At 69.3% G+C, this 17,431-nt stretch carries 13 protein-coding genes; 6 read left to right on the top strand and 7 right to left on the bottom strand.

All coding sequences use genetic code 11. The features are described 5' to 3' along the window. Positions 1-648 precede the first annotated feature (648 nt). From ACTWQR_RS48550 to ACTWQR_RS48540, 3 genes are all read left to right on the top strand, one after another. The gene (locus tag ACTWQR_RS48550; RefSeq protein ID WP_443233741.1) at positions 649-1,083 is read left to right on the top strand and encodes a cupin domain-containing protein; all 435 of its coding nucleotides are present in this window, start codon (positions 649-651) and stop codon (positions 1,081-1,083) included. Between the two features lie 225 nt (positions 1,084-1,308). Then, on the top strand, positions 1,309-1,605 hold the full coding sequence (locus ACTWQR_RS48545; RefSeq protein ID WP_443233740.1) for a hypothetical protein: 297 nt from the start codon (positions 1,309-1,311) through the stop codon (positions 1,603-1,605). Positions 1,606-1,920: 315 nt separating this feature from the next. After that, a complete protein-coding gene (locus ACTWQR_RS48540) occupies positions 1,921-2,514 on the top strand; it encodes a hypothetical protein (protein ID WP_443233739.1) in 594 nt (197 codons plus the stop codon). Positions 2,515-2,792: 278 nt separating this feature from the next. Here ACTWQR_RS48540 and ACTWQR_RS48535 read toward each other — a convergent pair whose 3' ends face one another. The 4 genes from ACTWQR_RS48535 to ACTWQR_RS48520 all read right to left on the bottom strand — a co-directional run bounded on the left by ACTWQR_RS48535 (position 2,793) and on the right by ACTWQR_RS48520 (position 8,456). Next, the gene (locus tag ACTWQR_RS48535) at positions 2,793-2,978 is read right to left on the bottom strand and encodes a hypothetical protein (protein WP_443233738.1); all 186 of its coding nucleotides are present in this window, start codon (positions 2,976-2,978) and stop codon (positions 2,793-2,795) included. Positions 2,979-3,137: 159 nt separating this feature from the next. After that, a complete protein-coding gene (locus ACTWQR_RS48530) occupies positions 3,138-4,493 on the bottom strand; it encodes an NAD(P)/FAD-dependent oxidoreductase (RefSeq protein ID WP_443233737.1) in 1,356 nt (451 codons plus the stop codon). A 325-nt stretch (positions 4,494-4,818) separates the two neighbouring features. Then, positions 4,819-5,904, bottom strand: a complete 1,086-nt coding sequence (locus ACTWQR_RS48525) for a sugar ABC transporter substrate-binding protein (RefSeq protein ID WP_443233736.1) — start codon at positions 5,902-5,904, stop codon at positions 4,819-4,821. Continuing rightward, positions 5,901-8,456, bottom strand: coding sequence for a SpoIIE family protein phosphatase (locus ACTWQR_RS48520; RefSeq protein ID WP_443233735.1), 2,556 nt, complete (start codon positions 8,454-8,456; stop codon positions 5,901-5,903). Before ACTWQR_RS48520 ends, ACTWQR_RS48525 begins: the two co-directional genes overlap by 4 nt. Before the next feature lie 1,024 nt (positions 8,457-9,480). Between ACTWQR_RS48520 and ACTWQR_RS48515 the strand changes: the two genes are divergently transcribed. The 3 genes from ACTWQR_RS48515 to ACTWQR_RS48505 are packed head-to-tail and all read left to right on the top strand — an operon-like array spanning position 9,481 to position 12,663. Further along, complete coding sequence (locus tag ACTWQR_RS48515) at positions 9,481-10,566, top strand: sugar ABC transporter substrate-binding protein (RefSeq protein WP_443233734.1); 1,086 nt, start codon at positions 9,481-9,483, stop codon at positions 10,564-10,566. A 37-nt stretch (positions 10,567-10,603) separates the two neighbouring features. Continuing rightward, complete coding sequence (locus ACTWQR_RS48510) at positions 10,604-11,386, top strand: ATP-binding cassette domain-containing protein (protein ID WP_443233733.1); 783 nt, start codon at positions 10,604-10,606, stop codon at positions 11,384-11,386. Between the two features lie 5 nt (positions 11,387-11,391). Beyond that, a complete protein-coding gene (locus tag ACTWQR_RS48505) occupies positions 11,392-12,663 on the top strand; it encodes a sugar ABC transporter permease (RefSeq protein ID WP_443233744.1) in 1,272 nt (423 codons plus the stop codon). 86 nt (positions 12,664-12,749) lie between these two features. Here the strand turns inward: ACTWQR_RS48505 and ACTWQR_RS48500 are convergent, their stop codons facing one another. The 3 genes from ACTWQR_RS48500 to ACTWQR_RS48490 form a co-directional block, all read right to left on the bottom strand. Continuing rightward, the gene (locus ACTWQR_RS48500) at positions 12,750-14,093 is read right to left on the bottom strand and encodes an XdhC family protein (protein ID WP_443233732.1); all 1,344 of its coding nucleotides are present in this window, start codon (positions 14,091-14,093) and stop codon (positions 12,750-12,752) included. Positions 14,094-14,251: 158 nt separating this feature from the next. After that, positions 14,252-16,447 (bottom strand): xanthine dehydrogenase family protein molybdopterin-binding subunit, encoded by a 2,196-nt coding sequence (locus tag ACTWQR_RS48495; RefSeq protein WP_443233731.1) that lies wholly within the window; start codon positions 16,445-16,447, stop codon positions 14,252-14,254. Then, on the bottom strand, positions 16,444-17,424 hold the full coding sequence (locus tag ACTWQR_RS48490) for an FAD binding domain-containing protein (protein WP_443233730.1): 981 nt from the start codon (positions 17,422-17,424) through the stop codon (positions 16,444-16,446). The genes ACTWQR_RS48495 and ACTWQR_RS48490 overlap by 4 nt, the downstream gene beginning before the upstream one ends. Positions 17,425-17,431 lie beyond the last annotated feature (7 nt).

Genomic DNA, 17,431 nt, shown 5'->3' with positions numbered 1-17,431 from the left:
CCGCCACGACACTCTCCGCCTCACGGCCACTGCCCAGCATCCAGTACGCGACACCCAGCAGATACCGCCGCTCATCAAGCAGCTCCACGAGCGGCACCGCGTCACCGGCATCATCCATACCGCATCCTCCCTCTCACACGGCACCACACACCGCGGCCACCACTGCGGCCCTCCGGACGACCGTCCCCGCACGACGGTCGGCAGCGCTGCTCTTCGCCAGTGCGGAGCACGTGTCGCAACGCTTCATCCGGTGGGCGAAGTCGTCATAACCATTCCCGATTACCGCTTCGGGATGCTGCCGCGGGTGCGACTGTGGCAGTGGGAGACGCCGACGACGTTTCTGGCCTGGCGGAAGCGTCCGGCAGCACAGGATCTCGCGCAACGGTGTCCTCGTTCTCTGGTCGGCTTGACTGCTAGACCGGACGGGCAGAGATGTTGTGACATCGGCTTCCCTCCTGCCGCTGACCACTCTGTCCAACACCTTGTCTTGATGATCTGAGTGAGCATCACGTCAGAACGCTGCGAGCGCCTAAGGTGTGTACGAAGCCCGTTTCACAGCGGTCCACGCATCGTGTCACCGCGCGGGCACCGGTCTGCCCAGGCCCAGCCGGGCGACCATCCGCACATCTCCTAGCTGATTGGATCATCATGCGCAATTCGTTAGGCATTTGGGCCATTGGTGCTCTTCTCGCCGGCCTGCCCGTGTTCGGCGGGGTCGCGCACGCGACCCCGGGCGGCCCCGACGTAACCGGCAGGATCATCGCCCGGACCACTGCCGGAGGGCAGGACTACATTCTCAGGGAGATCACCATCCCGCCCGGTCAGGGGACAGGCTGGCACTTCCACGACGGCAACCTGTACGCGTATGTCAAGCAGGGGACCCTCAGTCACTTCGACGCCACGTGCGCGTCCGACGGCGTGTACGCCAAGGGGAGCTCGCTGAAGGAGCCGTCCGGCGCCGACCACGTGCATCTCGGTCAGAACCGCGGCACCACGGACGTCGTCCTGGAGGTTCTCTACGTCCTGCCGCACGGGGCACCCTTCTCCCAGGACGCCCCCAACCCGGGCTGCGACTTCCAGTAGCCCTCCTGCCGCGTTCGACGCATAAGCGCACGCAGCGTCGAACGCGGCTGTCACAACTCCCTCAAGTGCTCGGTCAATGCGGGCGGGGGCCTGTGCAGCACCCGTTCGAGCCCGCTCGCGGCACCACGGCCGCGCAACTGGCTCGGTCGAGTCGCACGGGCTCCTCCCCCATCCGCAGTCAACTCCCGTGCCGCGAGACGCCGGGCCTGAGCCGAAGAAAGACGCATGATGCCCCGAGACTCCGATCAGCACTCCGATCCCGCCACCGCCAGTGTGTCTCTGGCAGCCGAGGCTGCTCTGCTCGAGGCTCGTCTGCGCATGCTCCGGGAGGCGCTCGACACGGTCGACGCTCGCATCGAGGCGGTCTCCGAAACACTGCGGCAGTTGCACCGTCCGGCGTCCTCGCCCGAGGCCGCCGACGAGCGGGGGGATTACGCCGGCTCGTACGGCCGAGAAGGTGCCACTCCTCACTCCGACAGTGCTGACCAGGAGTTGAAGAACTTCCTGCCCTGTCGGCCCTGACCGGACAGGCGCCCTGATTCTGTCGGTGACGCAGCAGCTCCGCGGGGTGCCACTCCGCCGCGATCCGACACCAACCCGTTGCGTTACCTGTGGAACAGTGGCAACAATTGGTGAGATACGATCGTTTGCCGCAACATCACGGGTATTCGGAGTGCGGACGCCCGTTCGGGAAGCGTGTGGTCCATTGGCCCATCTTTGTGCGGAGTGCACTCCTGCATATGATGTCGGGGGTACCCATCCCGCGTTCGGGCCGAGCGGCACCGCTGGTGAGCTGGGCAGGAACGCAGCACGAAGGGTTGAGGATGAGAGGAACACATGGTCTCGGCAACTCGCGCGGCGCACAACATTGAGATCACGGCTGAGAGCCTCCAGGAGGACCTGGCCCGTCTGGAGATCCAGAAGCAGGCATTGGAGAGGGAGCTGGCCGCGGTCGTGGCACATCTCGGCTCCGTCCAGCGGGCCCTCAGTGCCCTCGAAGTCCTGATGCTCGACTCATCGGCCTCAGCGGACACCGCCGGTGCTGCCGTGGATACGGGTCAACACCAGGCCACGGAGCCTGCGGAAGCGCAGACGGACGTTGCTCCTTCCGAGTCCGCCGGTGCCGTGTCGAAGGCGGAACCTCGTGTCCAGCAGCCGAAGAGCCGTCAGGGCGCAGGGAAGCGGGCTTCCCGTGAATCCCGCGCGGAGGCAGACCAGCAGCGGAACTACGGCAAACTCACCGAGCAGATCATGGACTACTTCGCCGAGGCCGGCGGAGTCGACGTGCGTGCTCGCGATGTCGCGGCGGCTCTGGGCCGCGATACCGACAGCGGGAGCATCAACGCGGTCCGGAGCACACTCGACCGCCTTGTCGGCACGTCCCGCATCCGCCGAACCGGCCGGGGTCTCTACCGCGCCAAGCAGTCCTGAGGGAGAACGGTCAGCGGCAGGCGCCACTGCGCCGGCACGCGGCTAACCGGAATCAGCTCCGGACGCCGACTCGCGGGGGATCGAGTGGCGTCCGGAGCCCGCACCTGCTCGGCCCTGGCCGCAGGTGCTGAAGAGCGTTCCGGACACCTTTCACGGGGATCGTGTCGCACGGTGTCGGGAACACTGTGAACAGTGTATCAAACGTTGCCGCTCCGTCGAACAGTGTGAACGGCTCCCCCGCCGAAGACCCCGAGTCGCCGCTTTCCCCGGCACTCGATTCAGCCGGCCGATACGAAGATCAGCGCGATGCACAGGCCCAGCATGGCCGCTGTCGCGAGGGCCAGCGTGAGGTACGCGTCTCGGCGCAGCCGTGTACAGCACTTCGTGTGGTGTGCTTCGACTGCTGTGATGTGCTCGGTTATGTGCTGAGCGATCACGTGGGAGACCCTGATCTGCTCCTTCACGTACGACCCCTCGACATCAGCCCTCTGGCCGTCGTCCAACCCGGCTGTCTGCGAGGCGAATTCGGCCGCACGATGATGAGCTGCGCGGCGATGGCCTTCCCAGTACAGGAAGCCTTCGATGCTGCCCGCAGCACCCGGCTGTTCCTCGTACCCGAGTTCTCACGCCGCCGTGTGATCGTTCGCCCGGCTCTCCTCTGGACGCCCCGGGTCACCGCTGGCGACGAACGCGTCTCGCGGATGCTGCACGGACGCGAGTGAGACAAGATCCCGGCCGAAGAGTGCGGCGGTGAACCAGACGGTGAGTACCCGGACCTTCCGCTCCCAGGTGGGCACGGCCAGTACGTGATAGCCCCTGTGCATCAGCCAGGCGGGAAAGCCCTTGATGACGATTCCCTTGTACTGGAAGATGCCTCGCCCCAGGCCCAGCGTGGCCACCACTCCGAGGCTGCTGTGACGGTAGTTCCGGACCTTGCCGCCCCGCAGGTCGGCTTTGATGTTCTTCGCGAGGCGCTTGCCCTGGCGTACGGCGTGCTGTGCGTTCGGCACCGTGCGTGCCCCCGCCACGGACGAGGCCAGATCGGGTACGGCCGCGTCGTCTCCGGCCGCCCACACATCCGGTACCGGATCGCCGTCGGTGCCCACGCGGAGGTCGGCCCGGACCGCGATCAGGCCACGCTCGTCGACCGGCAGGTCCGTGTGCCGGCGCACGACGGGGTTCGAGGCGTTGCCGGTGGTCCAGACGATCAGCGCCGAGTCGAACTCAGCACCGTTGGAGAGCACAACGTGCCCGCCCTCGGCGGAGATGAGCTGGGTGTTCAGGTGCACGTGCGCACCACGGCGTTCCAAGGAGCGCACCACCCAGGCTCCGGGCTTGTCGCTCACCTCGGGCAGAATCCGGTCCCGAGCCTCGACCAGGTGGAAGGACAGGTCGTCGAAGCTCAGTTCCGGATAGGCCTTGAGCATCCCGGTGGCCAGCGACAACAACTCGCCGAAGCCCTCGACACCGGAGAACCCTCCGCCCACGAACGTGACCGTGAGCAGCCTCTGCCGCTCGGCGCCGGGCGGCATCGACGCCGCCTGGTCGAACGCGGTCAGCAGGCGGTCACGGATGGCCACCGCCTCTTCCACGTGCTTGAGACCTATGGCCTGCTGCGCCAGTCCGGGGATGGGAAAGGTCCGCGTCACGGCGCCGGCGGTGACCACGAGGGTGTCGTAGTGGAGTTCGTGGCCGGCTCCGTTCACCGGTTGGACGGTGACCGTCCGGTCTGCGTGACGGATCTCGGTCACGCTGCCCGCGATCAGTCGGGTGGTACGCAGGTGCCGGCGCATCGACACGGCGGCATGGCGTGCCTCAATCGATCCGGCCGTCACCTCGGGCAGAAAGGGTTGGTAGGTCATGTACGGACGCGGGTCGACGACCGTGACCCTGGCTTCTTCCGTCCGCAACGTCTTCTCGAGGCCCCACGCAGTGTAGAAGCCCGCGTAGCCGCCGCCGACGATGAGGATCTCACGCATGGTTTCCCCCTCTTCCTGTGTCCGTCCGTCAGCAGGTAGACAGGACATGGCCGGTCGATGTGACAGGGGTGCGGCCGACGGGCGCTGCATCGCGCCCGCTGGCTGGCCTGGCGGCGGACCCTCTCCGGATCAGATCCATCGAATGCGAGGGGACGAGGCCGTAGCAGACGTGTCCGCATTCGCTTTCAAACGACGAGCCGGCGCCGAGCGGGCAACGGCCGGAGCCTGCTACGCCGGGTTCCAAGGGCTCGGCATCATGATTCTCCACTCGTCACCCGCGCGACCTCGTCCGGCCGGGCGCTGTCGAAGGAACGGCTCTGTCCCGCTACTGGACGAGTCCGGCCTTGTCGCAGGCGGGCCGGAGCTCCCGGGGGCAGAGCTGGTCGATGGTGTACACGCCGTCCTCGACGAGTGTCTGCTCGATGTTGCCGACCGTCACCGCGCTCGGAGTCAGCAGGACGGACGGGACTTGCTTGGTGGTCGGGGTGTCGGTCGTCGTCGTGGCGACGTCGCGGAGGTCCTCGCCGCGCCCCAGGGCGACGGCCATGGCAGCGGCGGCTGCTGCTTCCGTCTTGAACGGTTTGTACACCGTCATGTACTGCTCGCCCTTGATGATGCGGCGCACGGCGTCGAGGTCGGCGTCCTGGCCGGTGACGGGAGGAAGCTCCCTGACATGGGCACTCTTGAGAGCGGCGATGACGCCCGCGGCGATGTCGTCGTTGGCCGCCAGGACGCCGTCGATCCGGTCCGGGCCCAGGGCCGCGATGGCAGCGGACATCTTGGCGTGGGCGTTCTCCGTGCTCCAGCCCAGGATGTCGTACGACCTGCCGATCTTCACTTTGCCTGTGATGGCGGACAGCGCGCCCCTCCGGAACCACGCTGCGTTGGCGCTGGTCGGATCGCCGTTCATCATGACGACGTTCCCGCCGTTCGCCCTGTCGCCCATGGCCTCCAGGAGCGCCTCGCCCTGGAGCTTGCCGACCTGCGCACCGTCGAAACTGACATAGCCCGCGATCGGGCCTTCGACGAGCCGGTCATAGGCGACGACCGGGACACCCGCCTTGCGCGCCTCCTGGACCGAGGAGCGGAGCGCCCTGGTGTCGGCGGCGTCGAGGATCAGGACCCTGACCCCCTTGGTGATCATGGAGATCATCTGTTGCCGCTGCCTCGTCGCGTCGTCGTTCTCAGCGTTGGCGTACTGCATGGTGCAGTCGGGACACAGCTGCTCCAGCCGCTTCTCGATCAGCGGCCTGTCCCACTTCTCCCAGCGGGGAGTTGTTCTGTTCGGGAGCAGCAGGCCGACGGCGAAGCTGTCCGTGCCCGCCTCGTCGTCTCCTCCGCAGGCGGCCAGGGACATCGTCATGAGTCCCGCGATGAGCGCCGCGATGACGTGCCACGTGCGGGTCCTCATGGCAGACCCCCTTGTTCCACTTGTTTCGTTTGTTTCGTTCGAGGCCCCGAGTCCGCGGGAGCCGGCTCGCGCCGCGGCACAGTGATCTCGCTCCACACCTGCTTGCCGCCGGCCACCGGCATCGAGCCGACGGACTCCGACATCGCTTCGACCAGAAGCAGGCCCCGGCCACCGGTCGCCTCCCAGTCCACGATCACGGGCTTGGCGGGCGTACGCGGCGAGGAGTCGCTGACACAGACTCGCATCCGGTCCCCGCGGAGCGTCAGGTCGACGCGGACCGCACCCTGCGTGTGCACCAGGGCGTTGGTGACCAGTTCGGACACGACCAGCAACACCGCATCGGTCACTTCCTGGACCTTCCACCGACGCAGCGTGCGCGCGGTGAAACGGCGGGCGTGCATGACGGCGTCGGGCAGCCGCCACACCGCCCAGCCGGCCCGTATCGGCCGGGGCTTCATGCCGTCGTAGCGCAGCAGCAACAGGGCCACGTCGTCCTCACGACGGTCGACGTCACCGAGCAGTTCGTCGGCCATCCGCCCTGGATCCGCAGGATCGGCCGCGGCGAGCGCGGTGCACATCCGGCGCATACCCTCCTCCAGCGGCAGGTCGGCGGCCTCGACCAAGCCGTCGGTGACCAGGGCGAGTACCGTGCCAGGGGCCAGCGCGACAGCGGTCATGGGGAACTCCGCCTCCGCGAGAATGCCGAGCGGGAGGCCGCCCTCGACCTGCACCTCCGCGGTGCTGCCGTCGGGATGGCGCACCAGCGGTGAGAGGTGCCCGGCCCGGACGAACAGGGTGTTGCCCTCCTCCATGTCCAGTTCGACATAGCAGCAGGTGGCGAACAGATCGGTCTCCATACCGACGAGGAGTCGGTTGGCGTATGAGACGACCACGTCGGGCGGGTGGCCCTCCACCGCGTATGCCCTGACCGCCGTGCGCATCTGGCCCATGATCGTCGCGGCTCCGGCACTGTGTCCTTGCACGTCACCGATGACCAGCGCCACCCGCTCCTCGGAGAGGGCTATGACGTCGTACCAGTCACCGCCCACTTGCAACCCCCGTCTGGCGGGCAGATAGCGGGCGACGGCCGTGCCCCCCGGCAGGTCCGGGAGGCGCCGGGGCAGCAGACTGCGCTGCAGCATCGTCGCGAGCTCCTGCTCGGCGTCGTGCGCGTGCGCACGCTTGAGGGCCTGCCCGACCAGCGCCGCGGTGGCGGTCAGCAGGGACCGTTCCTCGGGAACGAATTCGTGCGGCTGATCCCAGCCGACCAGACACACACCGGCGACCCAGCCCTTGGCGGGAAGCGGCAGGACGGCCAGACCTCCGGCACCGATCCCCGCGAGCCCGGGTTCGAGGGATGTGCCGGCGGGCCACAGATCCGTACGTCCGTCCCGCAGAGCCATCTGAAGGGTGGGCAGGGCGCTGACCGGTGCGTCGGGCCATTCCGAGCGCCACTCGGAACGCCATGTCTCCGGCCAGGCGGCGGGCTGAGGCGGATCGAGCACGGTGACCGTGAGCCGGTCGTCCTGCAACTCGGCGAGCGCCACCCGGTCGGCGCCCAGCGGCTCACGCAGCGCGGTGACCACCACTCGGCTGACGTCACGGACCGTTGCCGCATCGTCGAGTGCGGCGGTCAGCCACTGGATCCTGGAGACGTCGTCTGCGCTCTGGCGCAGGACCGAGGTCGCCGTCACCACGCCCAGCACCTGCTCCGGACGGTCGTCAGTACTCGCCACCACCCGGCAACTCAGGCTCAGCCAGCGCATTTCACCAGTGGGGCGGCGGACACGGAACTCCAGCTCCCGTCGACCGAACGCCTGGGTCGACGGCTCCACGACCGACATCAGCGCGTGCATGTCCTCCGGGAGGGCATGCGCGAGCAGCGTGTCCGCCTTGCCGTCGAAGTCCTCCGGCGTGATGCCGACCAGTTCGAGCAGCGTGTCGTCCGCCTCGATCAGGCCGGTGTCCGGCACCAGGACGAACGAGCCGACGCGCAGACTCCGCAGGGCGGGACTCAGCAGCGACGGCGCGGGGCGGCCGGTCCCGGCCTGGAGTATGCCGGCGACCGCGTCGGCGTACCGCTCCAGGAAGCGTCGTTGCTCGGCCGCGAAGCCGTCCGCGGAAGGCCCCACGACGACGAGGCAGCCCAGCCGCCTGCCCTGCGTCCCGAGTGGCAGCGCGGCCAGCGACGCCTCCGCTCGCCGCGGTACCGGCCCGCCCTCGGAGTAGGAGGCGAGTGCCGCGGGGTTCAGCCACAGTGGCCCGTCGGTGCGGAAGGCGTGCGCCGCAGGTGAGCCCCCGGACAGGGGCATACGCTCCGGCAACGCGTACTCGGAAGTGGCGCAACCGGCCGTCTCCACCAATCGGAGCTCTTCGTTCCCGACACCGGGCACATAGACCGCTGCCAGCGCTGCTCCGGCGAACGTCAGGACCCGGTCCCTCGCGGCCGCCTCCGCCTCCGGCACGGGTGGCGGTGAACCGGAGTCCGCGGCGCCGGTCTCGGATGCCCGAAGCCCCGAGACTTCGACCCGGGCACGGCCGTCATGAGGCATGTCCGCGACCTACCTCCCGTCCACGCAGCAGGTACCGACAGGTTGAGGTCGGGCACCCAAGTACCAGAGTCGCATATGCGGGCACACCGGACATATGCACCTGATTGCCGTCGGCGGCAGGACCAGCCGCGGGGGACGCCGATCCTCATGCGTTGGTCCTCATGCGTTGGCCCTCACGCGTTGGCCCTCACGCGTTGGCCCTCGTGGCGTCGGGTGGTGCAGTCGAGACCGTCCCATCCGACCTGCGGCGCCGCCGATCGCCCGGCTGCGGCGCGCAACTCGCCCTGCTGAGGGTGGCCGCTGTGGGAGGTCGCTTCCCTGCCCGCGGCACAGTCGCGCTCGCGGGATGCCCCGCACCGAACGCCGATGGCCGCCCGCACCGCACGCCGATGGCCGGAGCCGCTGCGTTCGCAGACCACAGCAGCCGGTGTCACACTTACGACGTGGCCGTCTTGCCGCTTCCTCGGTACGTTCCGGGCGGACGTTTGGCGCCGACATCGTGGCCGTCCGTCGGCTGCTGGACTTTGGCCCGGCAGTACGCGTCACCTGGTGAGGAGGCCGGGGATGGCAGTGCTCAGGGCAGAACCGCCGGTGCCGGGCCGGGCGGGCCGAGGACTCAGGCCGCCGGGGCGGGCCACGCTCCTCCGCGACCGCCAGAGCCGCGGCCGCGTGTGAGAGCAGGGACCGGAAGGCGCCTGGATCTCCATGCCGACGTGGCCACCTGGCTCAACGCGGCCTGCGCCATCGCGCCGCGTCAAATGCCGCCCATACGGCCCGGCCGCCCCGTACACGAACCCCTGCCGCCGCGACGCACACGCGCAGTTTCCCGACCCGCACACCGCGCTGACCAAACCCGACGGGAGAGGCCGGCGGGGCCGCGCCTGCCCTCCACGAGCCCCGGTCGCCAACCACTCGACGTACGCCGACGGGGCGCCGCACCCGGACCTCATACCCGTTGGCAGCCGGTCGCGGGTCGTGAGCGCCCCCTCGCCACGCGAGGTGAAGGACGAGGGAGGTCTCTCGCATGAAGGCCTGCATCCGGGGCGCGGCCGTCGCCATGACCGCGATCTCGATGGCCGTTGCTCTCGCGGCCTGCGGGCAGGGTGCCGGGAACGACTCCGACGGGGGGAACACGCCGAGGATCGGTCTGCTGCTGCCGGACGCCACCACGGCTCGCTGGGAGACACAGGACCGTCCCTTGCTCGAGAAGGCGATCAAGGAGCTGTGCGGCAACTGCACGGTCGAGCACGCCAATGCCGAGGGCAATGTCGCCGCCCAGCAGGAGCAGTTGAACTCGATGATCACCAAGGGGGCCGATGCCATTGTGCTGGTGGCCGTGGACGCCAGATCGCTCGGCGCCGCAGTCAGGAAGGCAGCTGAAGCAGACATCCCGGTCATCGCCTACGACCGCCTCGCCGAGGGCCCGATCTCGGGCTATGTCTCCTTCGACGGCGAGGAGGTAGGCCGACTCCAGGGCAGGGCACTGCTGGAGGCCATGGGCGACCGGATGAACGGCGGTCAGATCGTCATGATGAACGGCGATCCCAGCGACCCCAACGCGGTGTCGTTCAAGAAGGGCGCACTGTCCGCCCTCGAGGGAAGAGTGGAGATCGGCAAAGCGTACGACACACTCCACTGGAGGACTGAGACCGCGAACATGAACATGTCCGGCGCCATCTCCGCCCTGGGCGTCGGCAACATCGACGGTGTCTACGCCGCCAACGACGGCCTCGCTGCCGGCAGCATCTCCGCCCTCAAGGCGAACAAGGTGAACCCGCTGCCTCCTGTCACCGGGCAGGACGCCGAACTGAGCGCCCTGCGGCGCATTGTCAGCGGCGATCAGTACATGACCGTCTACAAGCCCTTCGGCCCTGAGGCTTCCGCCGGTGCCGCCATGGCTGTGGCCGCGGCCCGTGGTGAAAGCCTCGACCGGGTTGCCACGGGCCAGGTGAGGGCCCGCGGCGGGGCGGTCCCGGCCGTCCTGCTCCCCCCCGTGTCCGTGACCGTCGACAACATCAAGGACACCTTGGTGAAGGACGGCGTGTACACCATCCAGCAGATCTGCACCCCTCAACTCAGGGCCGCGTGCGGCAAGGCCGGGCTGTCCTGACGAGCCGGCCGGGTCGGGCCCAGGTGCCGGGAAGGAGATGGATTGCGTGCCGACTCCCCCGTTGCTGGCGCTGCACGGCGTGTGCAAGCGCTTCGGCGTCGTCGAGGTCCTCACGGACATCGAGCTGGAGATTCACGCCGGCCAGGTCGTCGCTCTTCTGGGCGACAACGGGGCCGGCAAGTCCACCCTGGTCAAAGTGATCTCTGGCGTCGCCGCCGCGGACAAGGGCACCATCGAGTGGGAGGGGCGGACAGTCCACATCAGGCGCCCCCACGATGCCCGGGACCTCGGCATCGCCACCGTCTTCCAGGACCTCGCGCTGTGCGGGAACCTCGATGTCGTCGGCAATCTCTTCCTCGGACGGGAGATCCGCAAGTTCGGGTTCCTCGACGAGGTGGAGATGGAGCGCCGCACCGGACAGCTGTTGGAACGCCTGACCAGAGCCGTCCCCGATCTGCGCGCCCCCGTCGTCTCACTGTCCAGTGGCCAACGGCAGACGGTCGCCATCGCTCGCTCGCTCCTCGGGAACCCGCGGGTCCTCCTCCTGGACGAACCGACCGCCGCTCTGGGATTCGAGCAGACCGCCGAGGTCCTGGACCTCGTCGACCAGCTGCGAGACCGCGGCCTGGGCGTACTGCTCATCAGCCACAACCTGGGCGACGTCAAAGCTCTCGCGGACCGGGCCGCTGTGCTGCGGCTCGGTCGCAACAATGGCTTCTTCGACGTGAACACCGCGTCTCAGGAACAGATCATCTCCTCCATCACCGGTGCCACGGAAAACGTCCCCCGCCGGATGGCCCCTCAGGAGGCGGGGTGGTGAAAGGGATGCGCAACATGGCGGACAACACACGGACCGAACCCACCGCACCCGACGCCGAGGCCCGTCAGCCGCACCACGGGCGGGCCCTCGCCCGTGCCGTGGAGAGCTGGGTCGCCGGCTTCCGGCGCAAGCTGAGCGCCGGTGAACTGGGCTCGTTCCCCGTCGTCCTCGTCCTTGCCGCGGTCTGGATCACCTTCCAGGTCCTCAACGAGAACTTCCTCTCACCCCGGAACCTGTCCAATCTCAGCGTGGACATCGTGGGCACGGGTCTGATCGCGGTCGGCATCGTCTTCGTGCTGCTGCTCGGGGAGCTCGACCTGTCGGTCGGCTCGATCAGCGGTCTCGCGGCGGCCGTCTTCGCCGTTCTGAACGTGAACCACGGCGTACCCGAATGGCTTGCCGTCATCATCGGAGTGCTCGCGGGCACCGCGGCGGGAACCGTCCAGGGCTTCTCGTACGCCAGGACCCGGGTGCCGGCGTTCGTCATCACACTCGCGGGGCTGCTCACCTGGAACGGCCTCATGCTCTACGTCCTCGGGACCAGCGGCACCGTCAACCTCGACGAGAACGGGCTCGTCGCCAAGCTGACCACCTATTACTTCACCAACGACGGCGCCGCCTACGGCCTGGCGGGAGTCAGCACGGGCATGGTCTTCCTCGTGTCCTACCAGGACAGGCGGCGCCGCAAGGCCGTCGGCATGCCGCACCCCTCACTCCAGGGGATCGCGGTGCGCACGGGAGTACTCGCGGTGATCGCGTTCACCGCCGCGTACCTCCTCAACCGCTTCCAAGGCCTACCGCTCGCTCTCCTGATCTTCCTCGTGGTGGTGGCAGGCCTCGACATCGTTCTCCGGCGCACGCACTACGGGCGACAGGTCTACGCACTCGGTGGCGGTGTCGAAGCGGCCCGTCGCGCCAGCCTCAGTGTGACGCGGGTGCAGACCACGGTGCTCGCGGTCTCGGGCACCATGGCCGCTGTCGGCGGCCTGTTCCTGGCCTCGCGCATCACCTCGGTGAGCCAGAGTTCCGGCTCGGGCGTCCTGCTGCTCAATGCCATCGCAGCAGCCGTCATCGGTGGTACCAGCCTGTTCGGAGGACGCGGTACCACCTGGTCCGCGGTGCTCGGCATACTGATCATCCAGTCGATCGCCTCAGGCATGGCGATCACGGACACCCCCGCTGCCGTCCAGTTCATCATCACGGGCGGGGTGCTCTTCGCCGCGGTGGTCATCGACTCGCTGTCGCGACGCTCGCAGGAAGCACATGGGCGGGCTTGACGAGCCCGTTCCCCGGCAATGCGATCCTGGTGCCAACCAGCCATGCCTTGTGCCAGTCAAAGATGGGCAGCCGGCTCGGGTGACGCTCAGCGAGCACAGGAATGCGAGACGATCGAGCCCGCGCTGAGCACGCGACCGCCGGAGCCTGCTACGCCGGGTTCCAACGGTTCGGCGTCGGCGACCGCGGCCTGGACCGCCACCCGTGTGGCGCCGCTGACCCGGGACGAGCCGTTGACCACCCGCGAGTCCGTGCCGCGGGCCACGTCGGCGCGCGCGGCGACGTCTTCGAGAGTGGGTCGGCCACCGCCAGGGTCGTGAGCAGCCGGCCGGTGGATGGGGCCCATGCGATGGGACAGGGGCAGGCCGCTGGTTTGGTTGGCGTCGGCGATGATCTCCGCGGTGATGGAGACTGCCGTCTCCTCCGGGGTGCGTGCGCCGAGGTCGAGGCCGATCGGAGAGCGCAGCCGGGCCAGCTGTTCATCCGTGACGCCGGCGTCACGCAAGCGGCGCAGCCGCTCGTCATGGGTGCGGCGTGAGCCCATCGCGCCGACGTAGCCGACAGGCAGGTCGAGTGCGAGGCGCAGCAGGGGTATGTCGAACTTGGCGTCGTGGGTGAGGACGCACACGGCGGTACGAGCGTCGATGTGGGTCTGGTCCAGGTAGCGGTGGGGCCAGTCGACGACCACCTCGTCGGCGTGCGGGAAGCGTGCCGCGGTGGCGAAGACAGGGCGGGCGTCGCAGACGGTGACGTGATAGCCCAGGAAGCGGCCGACCTGGCTGAGGGCGGCGGCGAAGTCGACGGCGCCGAAGATCAGCATGCGGGGACGAGTGGCGGCCACGTGGACAAGAACGGACAGTTGCTCGGGGCAGGTGTCCGCGTCGCCGCCGAGCGGGACGAGAGCGGTGCGGCCCGCCCGCAGCAGCGCCCCGGCCCGATCGGCCACCGCCCGGTCCATCGGCCCCCCGTCCACCGTTCCGTCAGGGACCCGGCCGTCGCCGAACACACTCAGCGTGGACCCGAGGAGTGCGTCCGGGCCGTCCACGACCTGTGCCACGGCAACCGGTCCGCCCCGGACCGCCTCGGTCAGGGCAGCAGCGAGGTGCGACTGAGTCGCGGGATCCATGCGCTGTATGAGGACCTCGAGTTCTCCGCCGCAGGTCAGGCCGACGGCGAAGGCGTCGTCGTCGGAGTAGCCGAACCAGGCGCGCTGCGGCGCACCCTGGTCATGCAGCACCTGTCGGCACAGTTCATAGACCGCCCCCTCTACGCAGCCGCCGGAGATGCTGCCGACCGCGTTGCCGTCTTCGTCCACCGCGACCGACGTACCGACTGGCAAGGGGGCACTGCCGTGCACGTCGACGACGGTGGCGAGGGCGAAGGGGCGTGTCTCACGGCACCAGCGGTGCAGTGTGTCCGCGATGTTCAGCATGAGTCGTTCTCCGTGGTTCGCCGTGGGGGTGGGGCGGGCCGCCGCCGCGCCGGACGGGGAGCGCATGCGCGGCGACGGCCCTGGGAGGTCCGGCAGCGACGGGGGCGGGCTGCCGGGCCGGTCGATCGGCCCGTCCCTGAGGGGAGGGACTGCCAGGGTCAGATCAACGCCTCGGCGGTGATGGGCAGTTCGCGGACCCGTCGGCCGGTGGCGTTGAAGACCGCGTTGCCGATCGCGGCCGCCACACCCACCTGGACGACCTCGCCGAGCCCCTTGACGCCGAGCGCGTTGCCGTCGTTGTCCTCGCCGTCCAGGTAGATCGCCCTGACCTCGGGGACGTCGGCGTTGACCGGGACGAGGTAGTCGGCGAGGTTGGCGTTGACGATCCGGCCGTCGCGGTGGTCGGTGACGGTGTGCTCCAGCAGAGCCGTGCCGATACCGCCCACGATGCCGCCGATCGCCTGGCTGTCGGCGAGCTTGGGGCTGATGATGCGGCCCGCGTCGTAGACGCCGAGCATCCGCCGCACCCGGACCAGACCGAGCGTCGCGTCGACGGCGACCTCGGCGAAGGTGGCGTTGTAGGCGTGGTAGGAGCACCGCGCCGGTTGCGGCGCCCCGGTGTAGGAGCCGTCCGCTTGGAGGTGGGTGCGGTCGTTGCGGGTGAGCAGCCGCTGGTACGTCTCGCCCCGCGCCGGGTTGCCCCGCACCTGCAGCCGACCGCCGCGTACGACGACCTCCTTCACCGCCACCCCGTACAGCGGTGATTCGCGGTCCTCGACGGCCAGTTCGATCGCCTGCCGTCGGACCTTGTCGCAGGCGTCGACGACGGCGGTGCCGACGCTGGCCATGGTCGCCGAGCCGCCGTGGGGACCGGTCGGCGGATACAGGGAGTCGCCGAGCCGGAAGGTGACGGTGCGCATGGTCAGTCCGAGTGCGTCGGCGGCGACCTGGGTCTGGGAGGTGTAGGTGCCCGGCCCCATGTCGCTGGTGGCCGACTCGACCACCGCGGTCCCGTCGGCATCCAGGCGGACCCGGGCCTCGGCAGGGAAGCGCCCGGGATCGTAGACACCGGCGGCCATGCCCAGGCCGATCAGCCAGTCCCCGTCCCGCGTCGAGCGCGGCCTCGGGTTGCGGCGGTCCCAGCCGAACTCGCGGGCGCCTACCGTGTAGCACTCCCGCAGCCGTCGGGTGGAGAAGGGCAGGTTGTTCGACTCGTCCTCGCTGGGTTCGTTGCGTCGGCGCAGCTCGATCGGGTCGACGCCGAGTTCGTTCGCGAGCTCGTCCATGGCCGACTCGATGGCGAAGGAGGCCGAGGCGAAGCCGGGGCCGCGCATCCAGATCGGTGTGTTCACGTCCAGGGGGACCGTCCGGTACGCCTGGCTGACGTTGGGCATGCTGTAGGTCATCTGTCCCGCGCCCATGACGGCCTCGGTGAACGTCTCGTACGAGGAGGTCTCGGCGTCGATGTCGTGGATCGCGGCGGTCAGCCGGCCGCGCCGGTCGCTGCCGAGGCGCAGCCGGTACTCGTACGACGGCCTGAAGCCGGTGCCGAAGTACATCTGCCGGCGGCTGAGCACCAGCTTGACCGGACGCTTCGTCTCCCGCGCGGCCAGCGCGGCGACGGTGGTGTGCGGCCAGCAGCGCAGCCCGCTGCCGAAACCGCCGCCGACGAAGGGGTTGATGACCCGCACCGACGCCGCGGGCAGGTCGAACACGGCGGCGAGCTCGTCGTGGGTGCCCATCACCCACTGCGTCTTGTCCCACACGGTGAGCTCGTCGCCGTCCCAGCGGGCGATCGTGGCGTGCGGTTCCATCGGGTTGTGGTGGTTGCGTGCCAGTTGGTAGGTCAGGTCCAGCCGTACGGGAGCATCACGCAGGCCGGCCTCCGCGTCGCCGCGCGCGTAGTTCGTCGGCTTGTCCGGCTCTGCGTCGTGCAGGTCGGTCGAGGGCCGCTCGGCGTCGTAGTCGACCTTGACGAGGCTCGCGCCGTGCTGTGCGGCCTCCAGCGTGGTGGCCACCACGACGGCGACCGGCTGGCCGTGGAAGAGGACCTTGTCGTCCTGGAAGACCCGCAGCCGTCGACCGGGCAGGTTGTTGGAGCCGGCGTTGTCGCGGTACGGCAGCTTCGGCGCGTTGCGGTGACTGATCACCCGCAGCACACCCGGGTGGGCTTCGGCCGCGCCGGTGTCGATCGACGTGATACGGCCGCGGCCGACACTCGCGTCGACGATGACGGCGTGCACGGCACCGTCGATGTCGTACTCGGCGGCGTACAGCGCCTTGCCCGTGACCTTCAGCCGGCCGTCCACCCGGGACAGCGGCGCGCCCACGGCTGCCTGTGGCTGGGGGCTCACTTGGTACCTCCTACGACGCGCAGCTGGCGTTCCACGGTCCGCTGAAGCAGTTCGACCTTGAAGCGGTTGTGCTGAAGCGGGCGAGTGCCCTCCGCCGCCTGCTCGGCGGCCTCGGCCCACAGGGCCTCGGAGGGGCGCTCGCCGATGAGGTGGCGCTCGACGGCGGGCAGCTTCCACGGCACGGTGCCCACACCGCCGGCGGCGACCTTCGCCTCGCGGATGACGCCGCCTCGGATGTGCAGGCCGACGGCCGCGGAGGTCAGGGCGAACTCGTAGGACTGACGGTCGCGCACCTTCAGGTAGCCCGACTTCAGCGGGCGCGGAAGCGCCGGGATCTCCACAGCGGTAATCAACTCACCCTTACGCAGGGCCTGTTCGCGGTTCGGGGTGCTGCCCGGTCGCAACAGGAAGTCGGCGAAGGGAACGCGGCGCTCCCCGTCCGGCCCCAGGAGGTGCACGCTCGCCTCCAGGGCCGCGAAGGCCACGGCGACGTCGGAGGGGTGGGTCGCCACGCAGTGGTCGGAGGTGCCGAGGATCGCGTGGGACCGGTTGAAGCCCTGTACTGCGGCGCAACCCGAGCCGGGCTCACGCTTGTTGCAGTCGGCTGTCACGTCGCGGAAGTACGTGCACCGGGTGCGCTGCATGATGTTGCCGCCGATGGTCGCCATGTTCCGCAGCTGGGCCGAAGCACTCAACTCCAGCGCCTCGGAGATGACGGGATACAAGGTGCGCACCTTGGAGTGGGCGGCTGCCTCGGCCATCCGCACCAGCGCACCGATGCGCAGGCCGCCGCGCTCGGTGGCGGTGACCTCGCGCAGCGGCAGGGCGCTGATGTCGACCAGCGCGTCGGGGCGTTCGACGGTCTCCCGCATCAGGTCGACGAGGGTGGTGCCGCCGGCGATGTACCGCCCGCCGCGCCGGCCCTCGTCGAGGGCCTCACGGGTGTCGGAGACACGGGTGTAGGAGAAGGGATGCATGGCCGCC

The organism is Streptomyces sp. 2A115, assembly GCF_052245575.1.
In the GTDB taxonomy this organism is placed as follows: domain Bacteria; phylum Actinomycetota; class Actinomycetes; order Streptomycetales; family Streptomycetaceae; genus Streptomyces.
The sequence above is the reverse complement of the archived record's forward strand: the minus strand, read 5'-3'. Positions and strand labels throughout refer to the sequence as shown.

What these genes read in the sequence shown, in the direction of transcription:
- ACTWQR_RS48550 (WP_443233741.1), top strand. Translation starts at nt 649, where the DNA reads ATGCGCAATTCGTTAGGCATTTGGGCCATTGGTGCTCTTCTCGCCGGC.
- ACTWQR_RS48545 (WP_443233740.1), top strand. Translation starts at nt 1,309, where the DNA reads ATGATGCCCCGAGACTCCGATCAGCACTCCGATCCCGCCACCGCCAGT.
- ACTWQR_RS48540 (WP_443233739.1), top strand. Translation starts at nt 1,921, where the DNA reads ATGGTCTCGGCAACTCGCGCGGCGCACAACATTGAGATCACGGCTGAG.
- ACTWQR_RS48530 (WP_443233737.1), bottom strand. Translation starts at nt 4,493, where the DNA reads ATGCGTGAGATCCTCATCGTCGGCGGCGGCTACGCGGGCTTCTACACT.
- ACTWQR_RS48525 (WP_443233736.1), bottom strand. Translation starts at nt 5,904, where the DNA reads ATGAGGACCCGCACGTGGCACGTCATCGCGGCGCTCATCGCGGGACTC.
- ACTWQR_RS48520 (WP_443233735.1), bottom strand. Translation starts at nt 8,456, where the DNA reads ATGCCTCATGACGGCCGTGCCCGGGTCGAAGTCTCGGGGCTTCGGGCA.
- ACTWQR_RS48515 (WP_443233734.1), top strand. Translation starts at nt 9,481, where the DNA reads ATGAAGGCCTGCATCCGGGGCGCGGCCGTCGCCATGACCGCGATCTCG.
- ACTWQR_RS48510 (WP_443233733.1), top strand. Translation starts at nt 10,604, where the DNA reads ATGGATTGCGTGCCGACTCCCCCGTTGCTGGCGCTGCACGGCGTGTGC.
- ACTWQR_RS48505 (WP_443233744.1), top strand. Translation starts at nt 11,392, where the DNA reads ATGCGCAACATGGCGGACAACACACGGACCGAACCCACCGCACCCGAC.
- ACTWQR_RS48500 (WP_443233732.1), bottom strand. Translation starts at nt 14,093, where the DNA reads ATGCTGAACATCGCGGACACACTGCACCGCTGGTGCCGTGAGACACGC.
- ACTWQR_RS48490 (WP_443233730.1), bottom strand. Translation starts at nt 17,424, where the DNA reads ATGCATCCCTTCTCCTACACCCGTGTCTCCGACACCCGTGAGGCCCTC.